This is a genomic window from Rhodococcus sp. 05-2255-1e, from assembly GCF_002259025.1.
Classification (GTDB): Bacteria; Actinomycetota; Actinomycetes; order Mycobacteriales; family Mycobacteriaceae; genus Rhodococcoides; species Rhodococcoides fascians.
Genome location: NZ_NOZE01000013.1, coordinates 20739 through 41164 on the forward strand (window position 1 = coordinate 20739; position 20426 = coordinate 41164).

Annotated in this window: 19 protein-coding genes; 9 read left to right on the forward strand and 10 right to left on the reverse strand. The window is 65.5% G+C overall.

Annotated elements, in window-relative coordinates; all coding sequences use genetic code 11:
- Window positions 1-5: 5 nt before the first annotated feature.
- Window positions 6-1673, reverse strand: a complete 1668-nt coding sequence (ptsP, locus tag CH262_RS10225; protein ID WP_094717722.1) for a phosphoenolpyruvate--protein phosphotransferase — start codon at window positions 1671-1673, stop codon at window positions 6-8.
- Window positions 1674-1915: 242 nt separating this feature from the next.
- On the opposite strand from ptsP, the gene CH262_RS10230 reads away from it, so the two are divergent.
- From CH262_RS10230 to CH262_RS10245, 4 genes are read left to right on the forward strand one after another with little or no spacing between them, the layout of a single operon-like run.
- On the forward strand, window positions 1916-2683 hold the full coding sequence (locus CH262_RS10230) for a DeoR/GlpR family DNA-binding transcription regulator (RefSeq protein ID WP_094717550.1): 768 nt from the start codon (window positions 1916-1918) through the stop codon (window positions 2681-2683).
- On the forward strand, window positions 2680-3690 hold the full coding sequence (locus tag CH262_RS10235) for a 1-phosphofructokinase family hexose kinase (protein ID WP_032383682.1): 1011 nt from the start codon (window positions 2680-2682) through the stop codon (window positions 3688-3690). The genes CH262_RS10230 and CH262_RS10235 overlap by 4 nt, the downstream gene beginning before the upstream one ends.
- An 8-nt stretch (window positions 3691-3698) precedes the next feature.
- A complete protein-coding gene (locus tag CH262_RS10240; RefSeq protein ID WP_094717551.1) occupies window positions 3699-5753 on the forward strand; it encodes a PTS fructose transporter subunit IIABC in 2055 nt (684 codons plus the stop codon).
- 43 nt (window positions 5754-5796) lie between these two features.
- The gene (locus tag CH262_RS10245) at window positions 5797-6054 is read left to right on the forward strand and encodes an HPr family phosphocarrier protein (protein ID WP_027496848.1); all 258 of its coding nucleotides are present in this window, start codon (window positions 5797-5799) and stop codon (window positions 6052-6054) included.
- Here CH262_RS10245 and CH262_RS10250 read toward each other — a convergent pair.
- The 5 genes from CH262_RS10250 to CH262_RS10270 form a co-directional block, all read right to left on the reverse strand.
- Complete coding sequence (locus tag CH262_RS10250; protein ID WP_094717552.1) at window positions 6051-7154, reverse strand: hypothetical protein; 1104 nt, start codon at window positions 7152-7154, stop codon at window positions 6051-6053. The genes CH262_RS10245 and CH262_RS10250 overlap by 4 nt on opposite strands.
- A gap of 5 nt (window positions 7155-7159) precedes the next feature.
- Window positions 7160-8581 carry a GTPase HflX gene (gene hflX, locus CH262_RS10255; RefSeq protein ID WP_256988777.1) on the reverse strand — a complete coding sequence of 474 codons (1422 nt, stop codon included), beginning with the start codon at window positions 8579-8581 and terminating at the stop codon, window positions 7160-7162.
- Between the two features lie 184 nt (window positions 8582-8765).
- On the reverse strand, window positions 8766-9635 hold the full coding sequence (gene dapF / locus CH262_RS10260) for a diaminopimelate epimerase (protein WP_094717554.1): 870 nt from the start codon (window positions 9633-9635) through the stop codon (window positions 8766-8768).
- Window positions 9636-9659: 24 nt separating this feature from the next.
- Window positions 9660-10601: a tRNA (adenosine(37)-N6)-dimethylallyltransferase MiaA gene (gene miaA, locus CH262_RS10265; protein ID WP_045841802.1), complete on the reverse strand. Its 942-nt coding sequence runs from the start codon at window positions 10599-10601 to the stop codon at window positions 9660-9662.
- Window positions 10594-11316 (reverse strand): class III extradiol dioxygenase subunit B-like domain-containing protein, encoded by a 723-nt coding sequence (locus CH262_RS10270; protein ID WP_032387280.1) that lies wholly within the window; start codon window positions 11314-11316, stop codon window positions 10594-10596. The genes miaA and CH262_RS10270 overlap by 8 nt, the downstream gene beginning before the upstream one ends.
- Window positions 11317-11468: 152 nt before the next feature.
- On the opposite strand from CH262_RS10270, the gene CH262_RS10275 reads away from it, so the two are divergent.
- Window positions 11469-12941 carry a DUF349 domain-containing protein gene (locus CH262_RS10275; protein ID WP_256988754.1) on the forward strand — a complete coding sequence of 491 codons (1473 nt, stop codon included), beginning with the start codon at window positions 11469-11471 and terminating at the stop codon, window positions 12939-12941.
- A 26-nt stretch (window positions 12942-12967) separates the two neighbouring features.
- On the opposite strand, the gene CH262_RS10280 is transcribed toward CH262_RS10275, so the two are convergent.
- Entirely contained in the window at window positions 12968-13555 is a 588-nt protein-coding gene (locus CH262_RS10280) for an Rv2732c family membrane protein (RefSeq protein ID WP_027496841.1), read from the reverse strand.
- Entirely contained in the window at window positions 13552-15102 is a 1551-nt protein-coding gene (gene miaB, locus CH262_RS10285; protein ID WP_080732084.1) for a tRNA (N6-isopentenyl adenosine(37)-C2)-methylthiotransferase MiaB, read from the reverse strand. Before miaB ends, CH262_RS10280 begins: the two co-directional genes overlap by 4 nt.
- 249 nt (window positions 15103-15351) lie before the next feature.
- Here miaB and CH262_RS10290 point away from each other — a divergent pair, with 249 nt between their 5' ends.
- The 4 genes from CH262_RS10290 (at window position 15352) to CH262_RS10305 (ending at window position 18609) form a co-directional block, all read left to right on the forward strand.
- The gene (locus CH262_RS10290; protein WP_174557262.1) at window positions 15352-16080 is read left to right on the forward strand and encodes an amino acid ABC transporter ATP-binding protein; all 729 of its coding nucleotides are present in this window, start codon (window positions 15352-15354) and stop codon (window positions 16078-16080) included.
- A 52-nt stretch (window positions 16081-16132) separates the two neighbouring features.
- Complete coding sequence (locus CH262_RS10295; RefSeq protein WP_027496838.1) at window positions 16133-16963, forward strand: glutamate ABC transporter substrate-binding protein; 831 nt, start codon at window positions 16133-16135, stop codon at window positions 16961-16963.
- A 96-nt stretch (window positions 16964-17059) separates the two neighbouring features.
- Entirely contained in the window at window positions 17060-17737 is a 678-nt protein-coding gene (locus CH262_RS10300) for an amino acid ABC transporter permease (RefSeq protein ID WP_027496837.1), read from the forward strand.
- Entirely contained in the window at window positions 17737-18609 is an 873-nt protein-coding gene (locus CH262_RS10305) for an amino acid ABC transporter permease (RefSeq protein ID WP_027496836.1), read from the forward strand. The genes CH262_RS10300 and CH262_RS10305 overlap by 1 nt, the downstream gene beginning before the upstream one ends.
- A gap of 96 nt (window positions 18610-18705) precedes the next feature.
- Here CH262_RS10305 and CH262_RS10310 read toward each other — a convergent pair whose 3' ends face one another.
- Together CH262_RS10310 and recA are read right to left on the reverse strand one after the other, a co-directional pair.
- Entirely contained in the window at window positions 18706-19257 is a 552-nt protein-coding gene (locus tag CH262_RS10310; protein ID WP_094717555.1) for a regulatory protein RecX, read from the reverse strand.
- A 12-nt stretch (window positions 19258-19269) separates the two neighbouring features.
- Window positions 19270-20307 (reverse strand): recombinase RecA, encoded by a 1038-nt coding sequence (gene recA, locus CH262_RS10315; protein WP_027496834.1) that lies wholly within the window; start codon window positions 20305-20307, stop codon window positions 19270-19272.
- Window positions 20308-20426 lie beyond the last annotated feature (119 nt).

Consider the following 20426-nt stretch of genomic DNA (forward strand, 5'->3'; position numbering starts at 1 on the left):
TTGCGTCACCCGAGGATCGCGCTCACTGCCTCACGGGCTGCGGCGGTGCTGTCGGTCTTCAGTGCAGCGGCAGCAGCAGCCTTGCACTGATCGAGGGTCACGGTCGCCAACTTGGACCCGACGTGGGCGACGGCGGCGGAGGCCGCGGACAACGACGTGATGCCCATTCCTACCAGCACACAGGCCAGCAGGGGGTCGGCGGCAGCTTCGCCGCAGACACCGACGGGCTTGCCCACCTTCGCGCCGGCCGCCGCCGTGTGCGCCACCAGCGCGAGCACGGCCGGTTGCCACGGATCGGTCAGACCGGCCAGCTGCGCCGACATCCTGTCGGCGGCCATCGTGTACTGAGCCAGATCGTTGGTGCCGATGGACAGGAAGTCCACGTGCTCGAGGATGTGCTCGGCGAGCAGAGCGGCAGCGGGAATCTCGATCATGACGCCCGGGGTCAGTCCGCGTTCGCGCACATCCGCGGCGAAGTCCTGTGCCTCCTGCGCGGTGGCGATCATCGGTGCCATCACCCACGGGGACGAATCGGTCGCCTTCGCTGCCGCGGCGATGCCGTCGAGCTGGCGGTACAGAATGCCGCGGTCGGCTTCGGCGATACGGATACCGCGGATGCCGAGCGCCGGATTGGCCTCGTCGGGGTGGTTGGCGAAGCGAAGGGGCTTGTCCGAGCCGGCGTCCAGGGTGCGGACGACGACTTTCTTGCCGGCGAAGGCGTCGAGGACCTGGCCGTAGATCTCGGCTTGCTCGTCGACGGTCGGTTCGGAATCGCGGTCCAGAAAGCACAGTTCGGTGCGGAACAACCCCACCCCGTCGGCTGCGCTGGAGCGCGCTGCGCGGGCACCGGCTCCGTCCTGGACGTTGGCGAGGATATCGACGGAATGTCCGTCGGACGTCGCCCCCGGCCCGGTCCACCGAGACACTCGGTCCAATTCGTCCCTGGCCGAGACGACTGCCGCGCGGGCGGTGTCGGCATCCGGTTCCAGTTCGATGCGTCCGCTGGTTCCGTCCACGGATGCATGCGTGCCGGCGGCGATGTCGTCGAGACCTGCGACGGCCACGATGCAGGGAATCCCCAGCTGCCGCGCGATGATCGCGGTGTGACTGGTCGGGCCGCCCAGTGAGGTGGCGAGGCCGACGATGAGGGTGGGGTCGAGGCCCGCGGTGTCGGCGGGTGCCAGGTCGTCGGCGAACAGTACCGACGGTTCGGCCGGCACGGGAACACCCGGCTCGGGCACACCGAGAATTTCGGCGATGACGCGATCGCGAATGTCGCGCAGATCGGTCACTCGTTCGGCCATCAATCCGCCGAGCTGGGTGAACATGGCGGCGAACTTCTCGGTCGCGGCAGCAGTGGCGGTGACGGCGGTGCTGCCCTTGGCGATCGAGGATCGTGCGGCCCCGAGCCAACCACGGTCCGATGCCATGGCCGCATTCGCCGACAGCACCTCCGACGCTGCCCCGGTCGCCAACTCTGCACGTCCGCGCAATCGAGTGGCGACGGCGTTCGCCGCTGCATCGAACACAGCCTTCTCGGACTCCCGATCGGCCTCGGCCACCTCACCGGTGTCGGCCGGGATGGCCGGACGTGCCCCGGGACGGATGACGGGTCCGTAGCCGACTCCGGGCACGACGGGTGTGCCGCGCAGTGTCGTGGACTCCGCTCCGATCGACGACGTCCCATCTGCAGCAGGTGCTGCATCGGTGTGTCCGGTCGATGCGGTGCTGACCGATCCCGTCATGTGGTCCTCCTCGGATCCTGCGTGTACGTCTGTCGTCCCGGATGTCAGATGAGTGTGCCGCACCTGGCTTCCCGATGATGTTGTGACCGAGATTACTCCAAACCCTTGACATGTCAACACACACGGGCGTAAAACAACATAAAGCAACATCAACCGGGAAGGAGACGCAGGTGTACGCAGAAGAAAGACAGCACGCCATCGCTGAGCTGATCAGCACGCAAGGACGCGTCTCCGTCAACGACCTGGCCGCCAACTACGGCGTCACCACCGAGACCGTGCGACGCGATCTGGCCACCCTCGATCGACTGGGAGTGGTACGCCGCGTGCACGGTGGAGCGGTACCCGCCTCGGCGCTGACCACACTCGAGCCGGGCGTTTCGGAGCGGGAATTCACCCACGCAGACCAGAAGGACGCGATCGCAGCTGCAGCGTTGTCGTTCCTCCCACCCGTCGGCGGCAGCGCCGTCTTCGATGCAGGCACCACCACCGGCCGCCTGGCGGGACTGCTACCGCACGATCGCGAACTCACCATGGTCACCAACTCCGTACCGATCGCAGCCCGGGCCGCAACCATGCCGAGCATCAGTCTTCGATTGCTCGGCGGGCGTGTTCGAGGAACGACACAGGCCGCTGTGGGCGACGAGGCACTGCGCGCCCTCGAATGGCTACGGGTGGACGTTGCGTTCATCGGAACCAACGCCATCAGCGTCGGACACGGACTGTCCACCCCCGACAGCGACGAAGCCGCGGTCAAGCGCGCCATGGTCGACGCCGCCAACCATGTTGTCGTGCTGGCAGATTCGTCGAAGATCGGGCGCGAGCACCTGGTGAGTTTCGCCCGAGTCGACACCATCGACGTCATCGTCACCGACAGCGACATCTCGAACGAAGACCGTAATCAACTCAGCAACAAAGGAATCGAGGTGGTGATCGCATGATGGTCACGCTCACGGCCAATCCGAGCATGGACCGCACGGTCACGCTCGAGACGCCACTGACCCGCGGCGGAGTGCACCGGGCGTCGTCCTCGGCCGTCGACCCGGGTGGCAAGGGCGTCAACGTCGCTCGCGTCATCGGCGGATCGGGAGTAGAGGCGCTGGCCGTCCTGCCGGCCAACGTCGGCGATCCATTACTCGACGCGATGTCCGCCAAAGGCGTTCGATACTCGGCAGTTCCGACGTCCGGACCGGCGCGCACCAACATCACCGTCAGCGAAATCGGTGGCACGACCACCAAGATCAACGAGCCCGGTGCAACGGTGTCGGAGCAGACACGCGCCGAGCTGCGAGACCGGATTCTCACTCTCGCTGTCGATGCCGAGTGGGTGGTGCTGTCGGGTTCGCTTCCTCCCGGCCTGCCCGTCGAGTGGTACGCGGAACTGGTTGTCGCCCTTCGCGCTACCACGGCCAAAGTTGCGGTGGACACCTCCGACGAGCCGCTGCTCGCTCTCGCGGATCGGTTTCCGGAATCGGCACCCGACCTGATCAAGCCCAATTCGGAGGAACTCGCCCAGCTCACCGGGTACGATTCCGAGGAGTTGGAAAGCGCTGCGGCACAGGGTGATCCATCGGCCGCCGTCGCCGCCGCAACCATTCTTCTCGGCCGAGGAGTAGGTGCCGTACTGGCGACGCTCGGCAGCGCCGGAGCAGTCCTGGTCACCCAGGGCGGTGCCTGGTACGCCAGCCCACCTCCGATCACTGCCGTCAGCACCGTCGGCGCAGGAGACTCCTCGCTGGCCGGCTACATTCTGGCCGACGTCGAGAACTGTTCCGACGCAGACAAACTTCGCCGCGCCGTCGCCTACGGAACGGCAGCCACCGCACTTCCAGGCACCACGCTTCCCCTGCCCGAGCAGACCCATCCGACTTCGGTGACGGTTCGCGCGCTCGACATCTCCACGTCCGTCACCCCGTCCACGCTCTCCCCTTCTTCGAACCGTCTCTAGGAGCCCCCATGTCCACCCCCACCGAAGATCAGCCGATCATCGCCGAGGATCTGATCCTCCTCGACGCCGATCTGGGCGAATCCAAAGCTGCCGTCATCGAACGCCTCGCAGGCGTGCTGGCCCACGCGGGTCGCGCAACCGACACCGACGCCCTGCGCGACGCAGCCCTTGCTCGCGAAGCTCAGTCGGCCACCGGCCTGCCCGGCGGCATCGCAATTCCGCACTGCCGTTCCGAGGCGGTCACGAGCGCCTCGCTCGGCTTCGCCCGCCTGAACCCCAAGGTCGACTTCGGCGCCCCCGACGGCCCCGCCGACCTCGTCTTCCTCATCGCTGCACCGGCCGGAGCCGGTTCGGCGCACATGAAGCTGCTCTCGAGCCTGGCTCGGGCACTGGTCAAGCCCGAATTCGTCACCTCACTGCGCAACGCGTCCTCGCCCGCCGAGATCGTCTCGCTGGTCGACGGAGTCATCAACCCGGCCGCCAAGCCGGTTGCCGCAACCGCTGCAGCTGCGCCGGTCGACACCGCGAAGCACAGTGCGCCTGCAGCCACCCCCGAGACGGCACCATCCGCCTCGCCCAAGCACATCGTGGCAATCACCGCCTGCCCCACCGGAATTGCGCACACCTACATGGCTGCCGATTCACTCGTCGCCGCAGGCGAGCGCGCGGGTGTCACGGTGCACGTGGAGACTCAGGGCTCGAGCGGCAGCACGCCCCTCGACCCCGCACTCATCGCCGGTGCCGAGGCCGTCATCTTCGCCACCGACGTGGGCGTCAAGGGCCGTGAGCGATTCGCCGGTAAGCCCGTCATCTCTTCCGGCGTCAAGCGCGCCATCAACGAGCCCGACGTCATGGTCACCGAAGCGCTCCGCGCAGCTCTCAACCCGGATGCTGCTCGCGTCGGCGGCACCGCCGTCGCTGCCGGCTCCACCGACTCTGCCGGTGAACTCGGCTGGGGCACTCGACTGCGTCAGATCCTGCTGACCGGCGTCAGCTACATGATTCCGTTCGTCGCCGCCGGTGGTCTGCTGATCGCCCTCGGATTCTTTCTCGGTGGGTACGAAATCAAGGATGTCGCCGAGGACATCGTCGTCAACAACTCCATCACTTCGCTGCCCGAGGGCGGAATCGCCGCCTACCTCGGTGCCGTGCTGTTCCAGATCGGCGCGCTGTCCTTCAGCTTCCTGGTGCCCGCGCTGGCCGGTTACATTTCCTATGCCATTGCCGACAGACCAGGTCTGGCACCAGGTTTCACCGCCGGCGCAGTGGCTGTGCTGGTGGGCGCAGGCTTCATCGGCGGTCTCGTCGGTGGCCTCATCGCCGGCTTCGTCGCACTGTGGATCAGCAAGTGGAAGATCCCCGCAGTTCTGCGCGGCCTGATGCCGGTTGTCATCATTCCGCTGTTCGCAACACTCATCGTCGGTGCCATCATGTTCCTGCTGCTCGGCAAGCCGCTCGCCGCCATTACCAGCGGACTGACCGACTGGCTCAACGGACTCAGCGGTTCCTCGGTGATCATCCTCGGCATCATTCTCGGCCTGATGATGTGCTTCGACCTCGGTGGACCGGTCAACAAGGCGGCCTACGCATTCGCCACTGCAGGCCTGTCGGTCACCGACACCGCCTCACTGCGCATCATGGCAGCGGTCATGGCCGCAGGCATGGTGCCGCCCCTGGCCATGGCACTGGCCTCGACCGTTCGTTCGCGTCTGTTCACCGAGGCCGAGCGCGAGAACGGTAAAGCTGCCTGGTTCCTCGGAGCAGCATTCATCTCCGAGGGGGCAATTCCGTTCGCCGCGGCCGATCCGTTCCGCGTCATCCCGTCGATGATGGCCGGTGGCGCAGTCACCGGGGCCATGATCATGGCCTTCAACGTCACCCTCAGTGCGCCCCACGGCGGCATCTTCGTGTTCTTCGCCATCGGAAACATCTTGTGGTTCATCGTGTCGCTGGCCGTGGGCACCATCGTCTCCGCGTTCCTGGTGGTCTCCGCCAAGCAGTTCATCAAGGGCAAGAACGCACCGACCGACGCCGAACTCGACCCGGCACTCGCCACCGTCTGACGCTCGATACGATCCAACGAACCCACTACGCAAGGAGCAGCACATGCCCAGCACCACAGTCGCAGTCGGATCCTCGATCGGCCTGCACGCCCGCCCCGCAGCACTGATCGCCGATGCCGTCGCCGAAGCCGGAGTCGACGTCACGCTGGCAACAGCGGACTCCGAGCCGGTGGACGCCGGTTCGGCCCTGATGATCATGACCCTCGGCGCCACCAAGGGCACCGAAGTCACCGTCACCAGCGACGACCAAGCAGCACTCGACAAGGTTGCAGCACTCGTCGAAGCAGACCTGGACGCCTAACCGGAGCGCATCGATCGCCGGACGGTGAATCCCACCGCTCCGGCGATCAGCACCACCCCGGCAGCGACGGCAGCTCGGAATTCCCATTCCGAGTCCGTCGCTGTCGTCGTCTGTGCAGGAGCCGCAGGAGCAGCAGGATCGCGGGTCGGCGACGCCGGCGCAGCTGAGACGGATGCGGGTGTCGACAGCTCCACCGACGTCACGTTCGGAATCTGCAGAATGGGCGGCAGCGTTCCGTCGGTCGGTCCGAACCCGGCTTCCGACGCGAGCAGAAGGGAACCGTCGTCCAGAAACGCCACCGCCTCGCCCTGCGGCTGAGCCGGTAGCGCGACGACGGCTCGGGGTGAGGTGGGGTCGACCAGCGCCGACGCGACGTCCCCGTCGGGCGGACGGAACACATACGCATCGGTGTACGTGCGCACCACGGCGGTCGATCCGTCTGCACTCACCGCTCCCCCTGTCGCCAGGATCGAGCCGACCACGAACGGCGGCCCACCGGCCGTCTCGGTGGCCGTGAAAGCCAGCTCGCCGACCTTGCGCAGCGGCGTCGGGCCCGGACTGCTCAGATCGGTGACGGATTCGTCTCCGGTCGGTACGTATACCCCGCTGACACCCGAGAGTTCCTTGGTGACGATCACCGGCCGACCGCCGGGTTCGATGAGCAGTGTCTCGGCGTCGTGTGCGCCGTCGGGGTAGGCCAGTCGATACAGCTCGCCCGCGCCTGTTTCCGGGTCCATTCGCGTCAGTGCCACAGTGTCGCGGCGCAACTGATTGTCGCCGATGTCGGCCAACCACAGTGAGCCGTCGTACGACGCCATGTCCTCCACGTCGTACGGGTCGACGGGAACGTCGATCCAGCGCTGCACCACACAGTTCGCGTCGAGCACCGCGACCCGATCGTCGGCACCGCTGTCGCCGATCCCGTACACGGTGCCGTCGAGCACCGTCGCACCGGACAGCTCTTCGAGTCCGGGATCGGTTGGTAGACAGTAGGTTACAACGTCAACCGGCGCGGCCAGGGCGGTCGAAGCACAGGTCAGCACGATCGCCGTGCCGACCACGGCCGCGGCACCACCACGCACCACTGCGCGCGGATTCACCGAACTCAGGCGCTGGGTACGGTCGCGGTGAACTCGACGAGGGCGGCCGCAAGTGATTGCGGCACACGAGCTTCGACGCGCGTGCCGTCCGCCTCGTGCGTCGACGACACTATTCGGCCATCGGTGTGGATCCTGGCGACCAGGTCGCCGCGGGTGTACGGGACGAGAACGTCGACCAACACATCGGGCTCGGACAGTATGTCGCCGAGGTGATCCCGCAGCGCATCGATGCCTTCACCGGTCTTGGCCGAGACGAATCGCGCGCCGTCGAGCACGCCACGCAACTGCGTCAGCTGGACCGGATCTGCGGCGTCGATCTTGTTGACCACCAACAACTCCGGTGGCATCTTCGCGTCCTGCTCGCGGACCACCTCGGTGATCACTTCGCGTACTGCTTTGATCTGATCGATCGGAAGCGGATCGGAACCGTCGACCACATGCAGCAACAGGTCGGCGTCGGTCACTTCCTCCAGCGTGGAGCGGAAGGCCTCGACCAGCTGGGTCGGCAAATGCCGGACGAATCCGACGGTATCGGTCAGCACGATCGCGCGGCCGTCTTCGAGCGTCGACTTCCGGGTCGTCGGATCGAGGGTTGCGAACAGCGCATTCTGAACCAGCACACCGGAACCGGTCAGCGCGTTCAACAGACTCGACTTGCCCGCATTGGTGTAACCGACGATCGCGATCGACGGCACCGTGCCACTGAGCCGCTGCTCGCGTTTGGTGTCGCGAGCCTGCTTCATGCCTTTGATCTCACGGCGGAGCTTGGCCATGCGCTCACGGATGCGTCGGCGATCGGTCTCGATCTTCGTCTCACCCGGTCCACGAAGACCCACGCCGCCGTTGCTACCGGCGCGTCCACCGGCCTGACGCGACATGGATTCACCCCAGCCGCGGAGCCTGGGCAACATGTATTCCATCTGGGCGAAGGCGACCTGTGCCTTGCCTTCTCGTGACGTCGCGTGCTGCGCGAAGATGTCGAGGATCAGTGCGGTTCGATCGATGACCTTGACCTTGACAACCTTTTCCAGCGCATTGAGCTGGGCGGGCGTCAGTTCGCCGTCGCAGATCACGGTATCGGCCCCGGTCGCGAGCACGATGTCGCGCAGTTCCTTGGCTTTGCCCGAGCCGATGTAGGTAGCCGCGTCGGGTTTGTCCCGACGCTGCATCAGCGCCTCGAGTACCTCGGAGCCTGCAGTCTCGGCGAGCGCGGCCAGTTCGGTCATGCTGGATTCGGCCTGTGCCGCAGTACCAGTGGTCCATACTCCGACCAGTACGACGCGTTCGAGGCGCAACTGCCGGTACTCGACCTCGGTGACGTCGGCGAGCTCGGTCGACAGTCCGGCGACTCGTCGCAGCGCAGTCCGCTCCTCGAGTTGCATATCGCCCGAGGACGGGGAGTCGTCGTCGAGGGGTGAGCGCGCCATCCGCCTCGACCATGCGTCGGACTCCTCGCGGGTCCATGCAGATGCGGTATCGGGTGAACCGTCGGCATCATGGTCGACCGGTTCGCCCGCAGGTGATGTTTCATGTGAGTTCGTCATACAGCTCCCATGATCCACGAAAAGCCCAGCGTGTGCACGCGGGTTTCGCTCGGAGCCGGCGCGACGGTCAGGACTGACCGGCGAACCAATGGTCGTCGACCTCTCCCCGGGCGAGCAGGACCGACGGTCCGCGCAGGGTTGCACCGACGTGGTCGATGGCCACTCGGACCCGACCGCCGAGCACACCGACACTCACGTCTCCGGTCTCGAGCCCCTCGTAACTGAGCGCGGCAGCGGCGGCAGCGACGGTTCCGGTGCCACACGAGCGTGTCTCTCCGACGCCGCGTTCGAAGACGCGCATCTCGACTGCGCCGTCGTCGAGCCGGGTCAGAATCTCGACGTTCGCACCGTGGGGAAAGAACTCGGAATCGAGAGTCGGCGGAGCGGTGAAGTCCAGCGCCCGCAACGCGGTGCGGTTCAGCGCGGGATCGACGCAGGCCAGATGCGGGTTCCCGACATCGACACCGATCCCCTCGTACGCTGCACCGGCAAGGGTCGTCGCGCTCGAACCCAGCAGGGTGACGTCGCCCATGGCCACGGTCACGTCGGCATCGGTCTCGTCGTACGAGTGCACCGTCACCGCACGTGCGCCTGCGCGAGAGCCGACCACGAATTGATCGCGCTGCTCGAGATCGTGGACTCGCAGGTAGTGCGCGAAGACTCGGACCCCGTTTCCGCACATCTCGGCGATGGTGCCGTCACCGTTGCGGTAGTCCATGAACCAGTCGTCGGCCTCGACACCGGCCGGGATTCGATCGAGCACACCCGCGTCCCGCAGCACCCCGGCGCGCGCGACACGCAGTATCCCGTCGGCGCCGATCCCCTGCCGTCGATCACACAGCACCGCGACCGCCGACCTGGTGAGTTCGAGCTCGGCACCGGGATCCGGCAGCACGACGAAATCGTTCTGCGTTCCGTGGCCCTTGGCGAATTCCATATCGGCGAGTCTACGGGGACCGACCTAGCCGAGTTCGATCGCGGACAGCGCATCCGACCGCAGGGTGGGCGATGCGCCGTCGAGCCACCGCACTCGTTCGTCGCGGCGGAACCACGACCGCTGGCGACGCACATAGCGCCTGGTGCCGATGAACGTCCGCTCACGCGCATGGTCGACGTCGTACTCCCCGGCCAGCACATCGAGCGCCTGGGCGTATCCGATCGCCCGTGACGCCGTCACTCCGTCGCGCAGGCCGAGATCCAGCAACGCTTCGACCTCGTCGAGCAACCCGGAATCGAACATGCGCCGAGTACGCAGATCGATCCTCTCGTCCAACTCTGCGGTCTCACGGTCGACGCCGAGCACCACCGTGCCCCAGCGCGGTTCACCGATGACCGGGGCCGAGGCTGCGAAGGGCCGACCGGTCAATTCGACCACTTCCAAGGCCCGCACCATCCGCCGTCCGTCCGTGGGCAGGATCGACGCGGCAGCGTCCGGATCGACCTCCGTCAGAGCGCGGTGGATCGCGTCGACTCCGTCGCGTTCGAGCACCGCCTCCCACTTGGCCCGGACGACCGGGTCCGTGGCGGGAAAGGCCCATTCGTCGAGCAGTGATTGGACGTACATCATCGAACCGCCCACGATGATCGGCCGACGGCCACGGGATCGAATGTTCTCGACGTCGGCGACGGCAGCCGATTGGTAACGCGCCACCGTCGCGATATCGGTGACCTCGAGCACATCGAGCTGATGGTGCACGATGCCGCGGCGCTCCGGCACGGTCACTTTCGCGGTACCGATGTCCATCCCCCGGTATTGCTGCATCGCGTCGATGTTGACGATCTCCCCGCCCAGCTCCTCGGCCAGGTCCAGCGCCAGGTCCGATTTGCCCGCAGCGGTCGGTCCGATCACTGCCACCGGTGTCGTGGCCGAATCCTCGGCGGTCGCCCCGGTTTCGTCAGCCACGGAACCAGAGCCCGACGAAGTATCCGACACCGAACGGTGCGCCCCGATACAGCTCGGTCGTCGAGACGTCGTCGGTTCCCACGAGTGCGGCGAGCATCTGCATGGCCGGTCGGCCCCGAACACCGACGGCTGCGCAGAGGCCCTCGTCGAGCTCCGCGAGGGCGTCGACGTCGGCGGTGGCAAGAGCATCGTCGATGCGACGCTGCACGTCCGCGGCGCGCGAATCGAACGACCCCGGTGCCTTCGGGGTGAGGGTGTTCGCGCCGTCTGCCAGCACCAACACTCCCCACCTGTCGTCGGACGCGTCGAGTTCGCGGCGCAGTTCCATCCCGGTGTGCGAGCACCACCGTGCGCTCGCGTCCGCGGGTACCGTGCGGACCTCGATTGCCCTGTCGGCCGCCGCCGCACCGCGCAGCCAGCCGGCGAGGAGAACCGCCAGCGGCAACTCGGGGTCCGGCCCGGACCGTGCCGGCGAACCGGACAGCCGCACCTCCACATCGACGCCGTACCCACGCAGGGTGCCGACCGTCGTCTCGTCGTACCGCCCCTCGCCGTCGTCGACGCCGACCGCGAGCCACCGGTCGGCCACCGCGGACAGCTGCTCGACAGCAGACACAGCAGCGGCCCGAAGCTCGGTTGCCTCGGCTGCTGCCCGGCCCATCAGTTCGGGGACCAGTAACGGCGGAGAGGGCACCAGGGCCGCGGCACAGAACACACGTATCACGCTAGTCGGTGACGCGACTTGGCCGGACGAGTCCACCTCGAACCGTCTGAGCTGTTTCAATGGTCCGATCGGTCGTCACCGAGTTCAATGGTGTCCAGATCGCGATCGTAGGCAGCCGTGACGCGCGGCAGAGATGAGGAACAATGACCGACCCGAACGCCGGTACCCCCACCACCCCCGACGCCCCGTCGTCGGTTGCACCCGCCGATCATTCCGGTGGTGACGCGACCATTACACCTTCGACCGGAGGACCCAAGCCAGGTGGCGGCCCCAAGCCCGGCGGCGGGCCGAAGCCCGGCGGACCGAGTTCTGCTTCTCCTCGTCCCGGCGCACCCCGCCCCGGTGGCTCCTCGGCAGCCAAGCCACACCCGACGGCCGCGCATGTGCCCACCGTGGTCGCGCCGGCGAGCGATCCGAGCAAGTACGGCCGGGTCGACGACGACGGCACCGCGTGGGTGAGCACCTCGGACGGCGAGCGTCAGGTCGGCTCCTGGCAAGCGGGCGACGCAGCGGAAGGCCTCGCGCATTTCGGGCGGCGCTACGACGATCTGGCCACCGAGGTCGGACTGCTCGAAGCCCGGCTGACGTCGGGTACCGGTGATGCCAAGAAAACCAAGGCTGCGGCCTCGGCGCTGCTGGAGAGCCTGCCGACGGCTGCGGTGATCGGCGACCTCGATCTGCTGGCTCGCCGACTCCACGCCGTCGTCGAGCACTCCGACGCAGCGGCGGTCGCCAAGCAGGAGAAAGAGCTCGAACGCGCCGAGCACACTGCCCGCAAGGAAGCCCTCGCCGCCGAGGCCGAGCAGATCGGCAGTGAATCGACGCAGTGGAAGCATGCCGGGGATCGGCTGCGCGAAATTCTGGACGAATGGAAGACGATCCGCGGGGTGGATCGAAAGATCGACGATGCGCTGTGGAAGCGGTACTCGAAGGCCAGGGAGAACTTCAACCGGCGTCGTGGAGCGCATTTCGCCGATCTCGATCGGGAGCGAGGAGCAGCCAAGACCCGCAAGGAGGAGCTGGTCGAGCGCGCAAAAGCGTTGTCCTCGTCCACCGATTGGGGTCCCACTGCAGCAGCATTCCGAGACCTGTTGGTGGAGTGGAAAGCGTCGGGCCGGGCTCCGCGGGACGCCGACGACGCATTGTGGAAGAACTTCAAGGCCGCCCAGGACGTATTCTTCGCGGCACGCAACGCCGCGGCGTCGGAGCGGGACGCGGAATTCGAGGCCAACGCCGAGGCCAAGGAAGCGTTGTTGGCAAAGACACATATCGATCCGAGCAAGGACCTGGACGCTGCTCGTGCGGCGCTGCGTGATCTGCAGGACAAGTGGGACGCCATCGGCAAGGTTCCGCGCGAGAAGATGCAGGAACTCGAAGGCAAGCTCCGCGCGATCGAGAAGTCCGTCCACGACGCCGTGGAGTCTCAGTGGCGTCGGTCCGACCCCGAGGCGGTTGCCCGCGCGGCTCAGTTCCGTGAGCGAGTGGCCCAGTTCGAGGATCAAGCGGCCAAGGCGACGGCGGCAGGCAAGACCAAGGACGCCGAGCGGGCGCGTGCGCAGGCCCAGCAGTGGCGTGAATGGGCCGATGCCGCGGAAAGTGCCGTCGACGAGTTGTGACCTGCAGTGCGGGCGGCCACACGAACTCAGGGGTTCGAGTGGCCGTCCCACAGGCGTAGCTTCTGCTCGCCCGACGCTGCCGCGATACGGCGCTGTTCCTGAGCGGCGAGCTGAGAGTTGGTCTTGTTCCATACGGCTTTGAGCCAATGGAACGTCAGCACCATCACCGCGATCCACGCAATGACGAGACCGATGCCCGGTCCGCCGCCCTGCAGGTTGTCCGGCACGGTCTGCCGCGTCCAGATCGAGAGCATCCCGTACACAGACGACACCGCACACCCGGCGAGGGCGGCCCAGGCCAGCGCCCAGACGCGGGTGACCAGCGCCAGCACCGACATCACCACACCGAACGTCAGCACCAGCACGACGAAAACGCGCGACGGCAGGGCAATCGATTCCGCGGCTGCTGCGTCGCTGCCCGTCAGCACGTCGAAGCCGGTGGCCGATCCGGTGTGCGGCAACGCGAACGTGACCAACAGGACCAGCACCAGCCCGGCCACGACCATGGCACGCGCTCCCGGATCCAGCTCGGTCATCACCGCCCGCTCGGTTCGTCCGAGTTCCTCGGCGGTTCGCGAAGGTACGACGCGATCGGGTCCATCTGTGTCTGTCATACGGTGCATCCTGTCTGAACCGGAAGCGGTGCCGGGGCACCGATCGAGGGAAGTCCGAGACCGACCCCGATCGGGGCCGTCTTCGGCATGATGCCGCGTTCGTGGGCGTCGCCTGCCGCGGTCCGTCGGTGCGTCAGCACTCCGGCGTCGGCGATCAGGTGGTACGGGGCCGCGGCGGTCAGGGTCGTCGTGACGACGTCGCCCGGGCGAATGTCGCCCGCCCGCTCGGCGTCGACGGCGAAGTGCACCAGTCGGCCGTCCCTGGCGCGTCCGCTCATCCGATGAGTTGCGTTGTTCTTGCGCCCCTCACCGGTGGCGACGAGCAGTTCGACCTCGGTGCCGATCAGGGCCTGATTCGCGGCCAGGACGATCTCTTCCTGCAACGCGATCAACCGCAGATACCGTTCCTGTACAACCTCTTTCGGTACCTGATCGGGCATGTCGGCCGCCGGGGTGCCCGGGCGCTTGGAGTACTGGAAGGTGTACGCGTTGGCGAACTTCGCACGCCGCACCACCTCGAGGGTCTGCTCGAAATCTTCTTCGGTCTCGCCGGGGAAACCGACGATGATGTCGGTGGTGATGGCCGCGTGCGGCATGGCCGCGCGAACCTTGTCGATGATGCCCATGAACTTCGTCTGTCGATAGGACCTGCGCATCGCCTTGAGGATTCGGTCCGAGCCGGACTGCAGCGGCATGTGCAGCGTGGGACAGATGTTCGGGGTCGATGCCATCGCCTCGATGACGTCGTCGGTGAACTCGGCCGGATGCGGAGACGTGAACCGCACTCGCTCGAGTCCTTCGATGGATCCGCACGCGGTCAGCAGCGCGGCGAACGCCCCGCGGTCGCGAGGCAGATCGGGGTCGGCGAACGAGGCACCGTAGGCGTTGACGTTCTGCCCCAGCAGCGTCACCTCGAGCACGCCCTGGTCCACCAAAGCCTGTACCTCGGCAAGGATGTCGCCCGGCCTGCGGTCGATCTCCTTGCCGCGCAGCGCCGGAACGATGCAGAACGTGCAGGTGTTGTTGCAGCCCACCGAAATCGATACCCAGCCGGCGTACGCGGACTCCCGCTTGGCCGGCAGGGTGGACGGGAAGGCGTCGAGAGACTCGAGTATCTCGACCTGAGCCTGCTCGTTGTGCCGGGCGCGCTCGAGCAGTACCGGCAGCGACCCGATGTTGTGCGTACCGAAGACCACGTCCACCCACGGAGCCTTGTCCACGACGGTGTTGCGGTCCTTCTGAGCCAGGCAACCGCCGACGGCAATCTGCATGTTGGGGTTCCGCGTCTTCGCGGGCCGGAGCATGCCGAGGTTTCCGTACAGCTTGTTGTCCGCGTTCTCGCGTACAGCGCACGTGTTGAACACGACGAGATCTGCGTCGGTACCGGCGTCGGCGGGCACGTAACCGGCCTCTTCGAGCAGCCCGGACAGGCGTTCGGAATCATGAACGTTCATCTGGCAGCCGTGTGTGCGCACCTCGTAGCTGCGGGCGCCTGCCGCCGATGGGGCACTGGCCGTCTCGGGGTCGACGCTCCCGCGATCGGTCACGTCCACGGTCGAAAAAACACTCGTTTGCACCTCTTCAGGGTACGTCCATCGCACGGGCGGACACGCCGGGGTCACGGGGCCCTCCGCGGACTGTGCAGGCGCTATGCGTGCCGACAGTAAAGTTTCCATTACATAATCGAAGACTGCGGGCGAAAACGCCGGTCGGCGAGGAAACTACGCATAGGGTTTCCACCTATGACGCACGCCACCGACGCCCCGGCAGCGACACCACCGCCGGGCGCCCCTTCGATGATCTCGCTCAAATCCGTCGACAAGCACTTCGGTGATCTGCACGTACTCAAGGACATCAATCTCGAAGTGCCGGCCGGCCAGGTCGTCATCGTCGTGGGTCCGTCCGGATCCGGCAAGTCGACGCTGTGCCGGACGATCAACCGGTTGGAGCCGATCGATTCCGGTGCCATCGAGGTCGACGGGGATCTACTCCCCGCCGAGGGCAAGGCCCTCGCTGCACTGCGTGCGGATGTCGGCATGGTGTTCCAGTCGTTCAACCTCTTCGCACACAAGACCATTCTGCAGAACGTCATGCTGGCACCGATGAAGGTGAGAAAGCTCAAGAAGGACGAGGCCGAGAAGAGCGCACTGGCTCTGCTCGAACGCGTCGGCATCGCCAACCAGGCAGACAAGTACCCGGCTCAGCTGTCGGGTGGTCAGCAACAGCGCGTGGCCATCGCCCGCTCACTCGCCATGAACCCCAAAGTGATGCTCTTCGACGAGCCCACCTCGGCCCTGGATCCGGAGATGGTCAACGAGGTACTCGACGTCATGACCTCGCTGGCCAAGGAGGGCATGACAATGCTCGTCGTCACCCACGAGATGGGCTTCGCCCGCAAGGCAGGCGACCGAGTCATCTTCATGGCCGACGGTGCCGTCGTCGAGGACACCGATCCCGAAACCTTCTTCAAGTCCCCGAAGTCCGAACGCGCCAAGGACTTCCTCGGCAAGATCCTCGGTCACTGATCAGATTCACCGCTCGTCCCCGTACGTACGACCTATCCGAAGGACATTCACTGTGAGAATCACCCGACCGCTTCGCCTCGGTGTCGCCATCGCCGCTCTGTCCATCGTCGCCACCGCCTGTGGCGGCGGCGAAGAAGCGCGCACCATCTCGAGCAGCGCCGAGAACGGCAGCCTCATCGTCGGCATCAAGTTCGATCAGCCGGGCCTCGGCCTCCGCAATCCGGACGGCTCGTTCAGCGGCTTCGACGTCGAGGTGGCCAAGTACGTCGCAGGCAAGCTCGGTGTCGACGAGGCGAACATCGAATTCAAGGAATCCCCGTCCGCGCAGCGCGAGACGCTGATCCAGAACGGTGAGGTCGACTACATCGTCGCCACCTACTCCATCACCGACACCCGCAAGGAGAAGGTCGGCTTCGCCGGACCGTACTTCGTGGCAGGTCAGTCGCTCCTGGTGAAGCAGGACAACACCGACATCACCGGTCCCGATTCACTCGAGGGCAAGAAGCTGTGCTCGGTCACCGGTTCCACCCCGGCACAGAACATCGCCGACGAGTACCCGGGAGTCCAGCTTCAGCCGTTCGACACCTACTCCGCCTGCGTCGAAGCACTGCGCAACGGCACCGTGGACGCCGTCACCACCGACGACATCATCCTTGCCGGTTACGCCGCTCAGTCCCCCGGTCAGTTCAAGGTGGTCGGTGAGCCCTTCACCACGGAGAACTACGGCATCGGCCTGAACAAGGACGACACCGACGGACGCAACAAGATCAACGACGCCATCGAAGAGATGGTGACCAGCGGTGCCTGGGAGCAGGCGTTCAACGACACCGTCGGCGCGTCGGGCTACCCGCTGCCGAGCCCGCCCACCGTCGACCGCTACTGATCGACTGCTACTGATCGACCACGCCGTCGTGTCCCGCTCGTCGCGGGCGGGACACGACGGCTCGATCTCGCCGAGCCGTGAGGATCAACAAGCACCGTGAACCTATTGAGCAAGTACGGCGATCAACTGATCGACGCGTTCCTCTCGACCATCTACCTGACGTTGGCATCCCTCGTCGGTGCGTTGGTCATCGGAACGATCATCGCCGCGATGCGCGTATCACCCATTCCGATTGCGCGCGGAATTGCGGCGACGTACGTCACCATCTTTCGTAACACCCCCCTGACCCTGATCATTCTGTTCACCTCGTTCGGGCTGTATCAGACAATGGGCGTTTCTCTGGCGTCGGAGTCCTCACCGACGTCACTCGACGACAACAACTTTCGATTGGCAATCCTCGGGCTGAGCATCTACACCGCGTCGTTCGTGGCCGAGTCACTGCGATCGGGCATCAACACCGTCCCGGTGGGGCAGGCCGAAGCGGGCCGCTCGCTGGGAATGACGTTCACGCAGAACATCTCGATCGTCGTTCTTCCTCAGGCGTTCCGCGCGGTGGTCGGCCCGCTGGGAAGCGTCGTGATCGCGTTGACGAAGAACACGACCATCGCATCGGTCATCGGCGTCGCCGAGGCGTCGTTCCTGATGAAGAACATGATCGAGAACGAGGCCGCGATCTTCGTCGTCGGCGGAATCTTCGCGCTCGGCTTCATGATCTTGACGCTCCCGACCGGGTTGCTGTTCGGCTACATCAGCAAGCGATTGGCGGTGTCATGATGAGTGATGCAGTAGCAGTTCTGTACGACGTTCCCGGACCCAAAGCGGTACTGCGATACCGCATTCTGACTGTCGTCGTCGCGGTGATCTCGCTCGGAATCGCATTTCTGATCTACCGCGCCCTCGACTCGAAGGGGCAGCTCACTGCCGAGAAGTGGGACCCGTTCCTCGAATCGACAACGTGGACCACGTATCTGTTGCCCGGTATTCAGGGAACTCTGGTCGCGGCGGCATTGTCGATCGTGTTCGCCCTGATTCTCGGTGCCGTCCTCGGCATCGGCCGCCTCTCGGATCACCGCGCTGTACGGATCGTCAGCGGTGCGATCGTCGAATTGTTCCGTGCAGTTCCCGTGCTGATCCTGATGATCTTCCTGTACGCGGTGTACGCCGATTACGAGGTCTTCAAGGTCAAGTACCTGGCGTTGGCCGCGGTGGTCACCGGCCTCACTCTGTACAACGGATCGGTGATCGCCGAGATCGTACGTGCCGGAGTCAATTCACTGCCGAAGGGTCAGCGCGAAGCCGCCTCGGCGCTGGGCATGCGCAAGAGCCAGGTCATGACCCTGGTACTGCTCCCCCAGGCCGTGACCGCGATGCTGCCCGCCATCATCTCGCAGATGGTGGTGGCACTGAAGGACTCGGCGCTGGGATACATCATCGGGTACGTCGAAGTAGTCCGTTCCGGTCAGCAGGTCGGCGCGTTCTACAGCAACTACCTCCCGTCGCTGATCATCGTCGCCGTCATCATGATCATCATCAACTCGGCGTTGACGAAACTGGCGACCGTGGTCGAGCGGCGTCTGCGATCGCGAAAGCGTAAGGGCGGCACCGCCGCGGTCGTGCCTGCGCTCGACGGCGGTCAAGCGGCCTGAGCTCCGCACCGTTCGGCTGCACAGCAGTATGGCCCGCAACACCGATGGTGTTGCGGGCCATACTGTTTCTCGACTACCTGGACTCGATGTGGACGATCACATCGAATCTGGGCCGTCGAAGTCTTCGGTGTCGGCTCCCACGCGATCGAGTTGTTCCTTGACCACGGCGAATGCCATTCCCTGCGAGTAGCCGCGGCGGGCCAGCATCCCGACCAACTTGCGCACCACTTTGTCGCGTTCGACTCGTGCGTCGGGCCCGTTCGGATCCGGCAGATGCAGCGTTCGGAATCGTTTGCGCACCAACTCCGCAGCACGCTGACGCTCGTCTTCGGCATCGATCAGATCCAGGGCGTTCACGGCCAACTCGTTGCTGACGCCTTTGTTCCGCAGCTCCATGCTCAGAGCGCGTTTGCCCTTGCCGGAGTACTTGTGCCGAGATTGAACCCACTGCTCCGCAAACGACTCGTCGTCGACGAGTTTCGCCTTCTCGAGTCGGTCGAGCACTGCGGTGGAGACCTCGTGGGTGAAACCCTTCTTGGCCAAGCTGGCTTCGAGTTCGTGTCTGCTGCGGGCCCGGTCGGTCAGCAGCCGAAGGCAGACGTCTTTCGCCTGCGCTTCGGTGCCGCCGCCGTTGTCTCGCTGCTGCACAGCGAACCCAGGTTAGAAGTCGACCGGAGCAGCTGCGGGCTCCTCTGCGGTGACGTCCGCACCGATCTGCAGCTTCTCCATGATCTTCTTCTCGATTTCGTCACGCACATCGGGATTCTCGAGCATGAACTTACGGGCGTTCTCCTTGCCCTGTCCGAGCTGATCGCCTTCGTAGGTGAACCACGAGCCCGACTTGCGGATGAACCCGTGCTCGACACCCATGTCGATCAACGAGCCTTCACGGCTGATGCCCTTGCCGTAGATGATGTCGAATTCGGCCTGCTTGAAAGGCGGCGCGACCTTGTTCTTGACGACCTTGACACGGGTGCGGTTACCGATGGCCTCGGTTCCGTCCTTCAGCGTCTCGATCCGACGGATGTCCAGACGTACCGAGGCATAGAACTTCAATGCCTTACCACCGGTGGTGGTTTCGGGGGAACCGAACATGACGCCGATCTTTTCGCGCAACTGGTTGATGAAGATCACGGTGGTACCGGAGTTGCTCATGGCACCGGTGATCTTGCGCAGCGCCTGGCTCATCAGACGGGCCTGCAGACCCACGTGACTGTCACCCATCTCGCCTTCGATCTCGGCGCGCGGTACCAGTGCGGCCACCGAGTCGACGACGAGGATGTCGAGGGCACCGGAGCGAATCAACATGTCGGCGATTTCCAGGGCCTGCTCACCGGTGTCGGGCTGCGAGACCAACAGTGCGTCGGTGTCGACACCGAGCTTCTTCGCGTAGTCGGGATCGAGCGCGTGCTCGGCATCGATGAACGCGGCTATTCCGCCGGCACGCTGAGCGCTGGCCACCGCGTGCAAGGCGACGGTGGTCTTACCCGAGGACTCCGGACCGTAGACCTCGATGACTCGGCCGCGGGGCAGACCTCCGATGCCGAGTGCCACGTCGAGCGCGATCGATCCCGTGGGGATGACGGCGATGGGCTGACGGACCTCGTCGCCGAGGCGCATCACCGAGCCCTTACCGAAATTCTTGTCGATCTGCGCGAGTGCGAGATCGAGCGCTTTGTCGCGGTCGTATGCAGCCATCGTGAGCTCCCTGTGTCGTTTCGTTCAGCTGTGTCTGTCGATCAGCTTGTTGGCGGTAACGCTAGAACGGGGTACCGACAAGAAGTTCTTCGAGACCGGCCAGCAACCGTTGACATCAG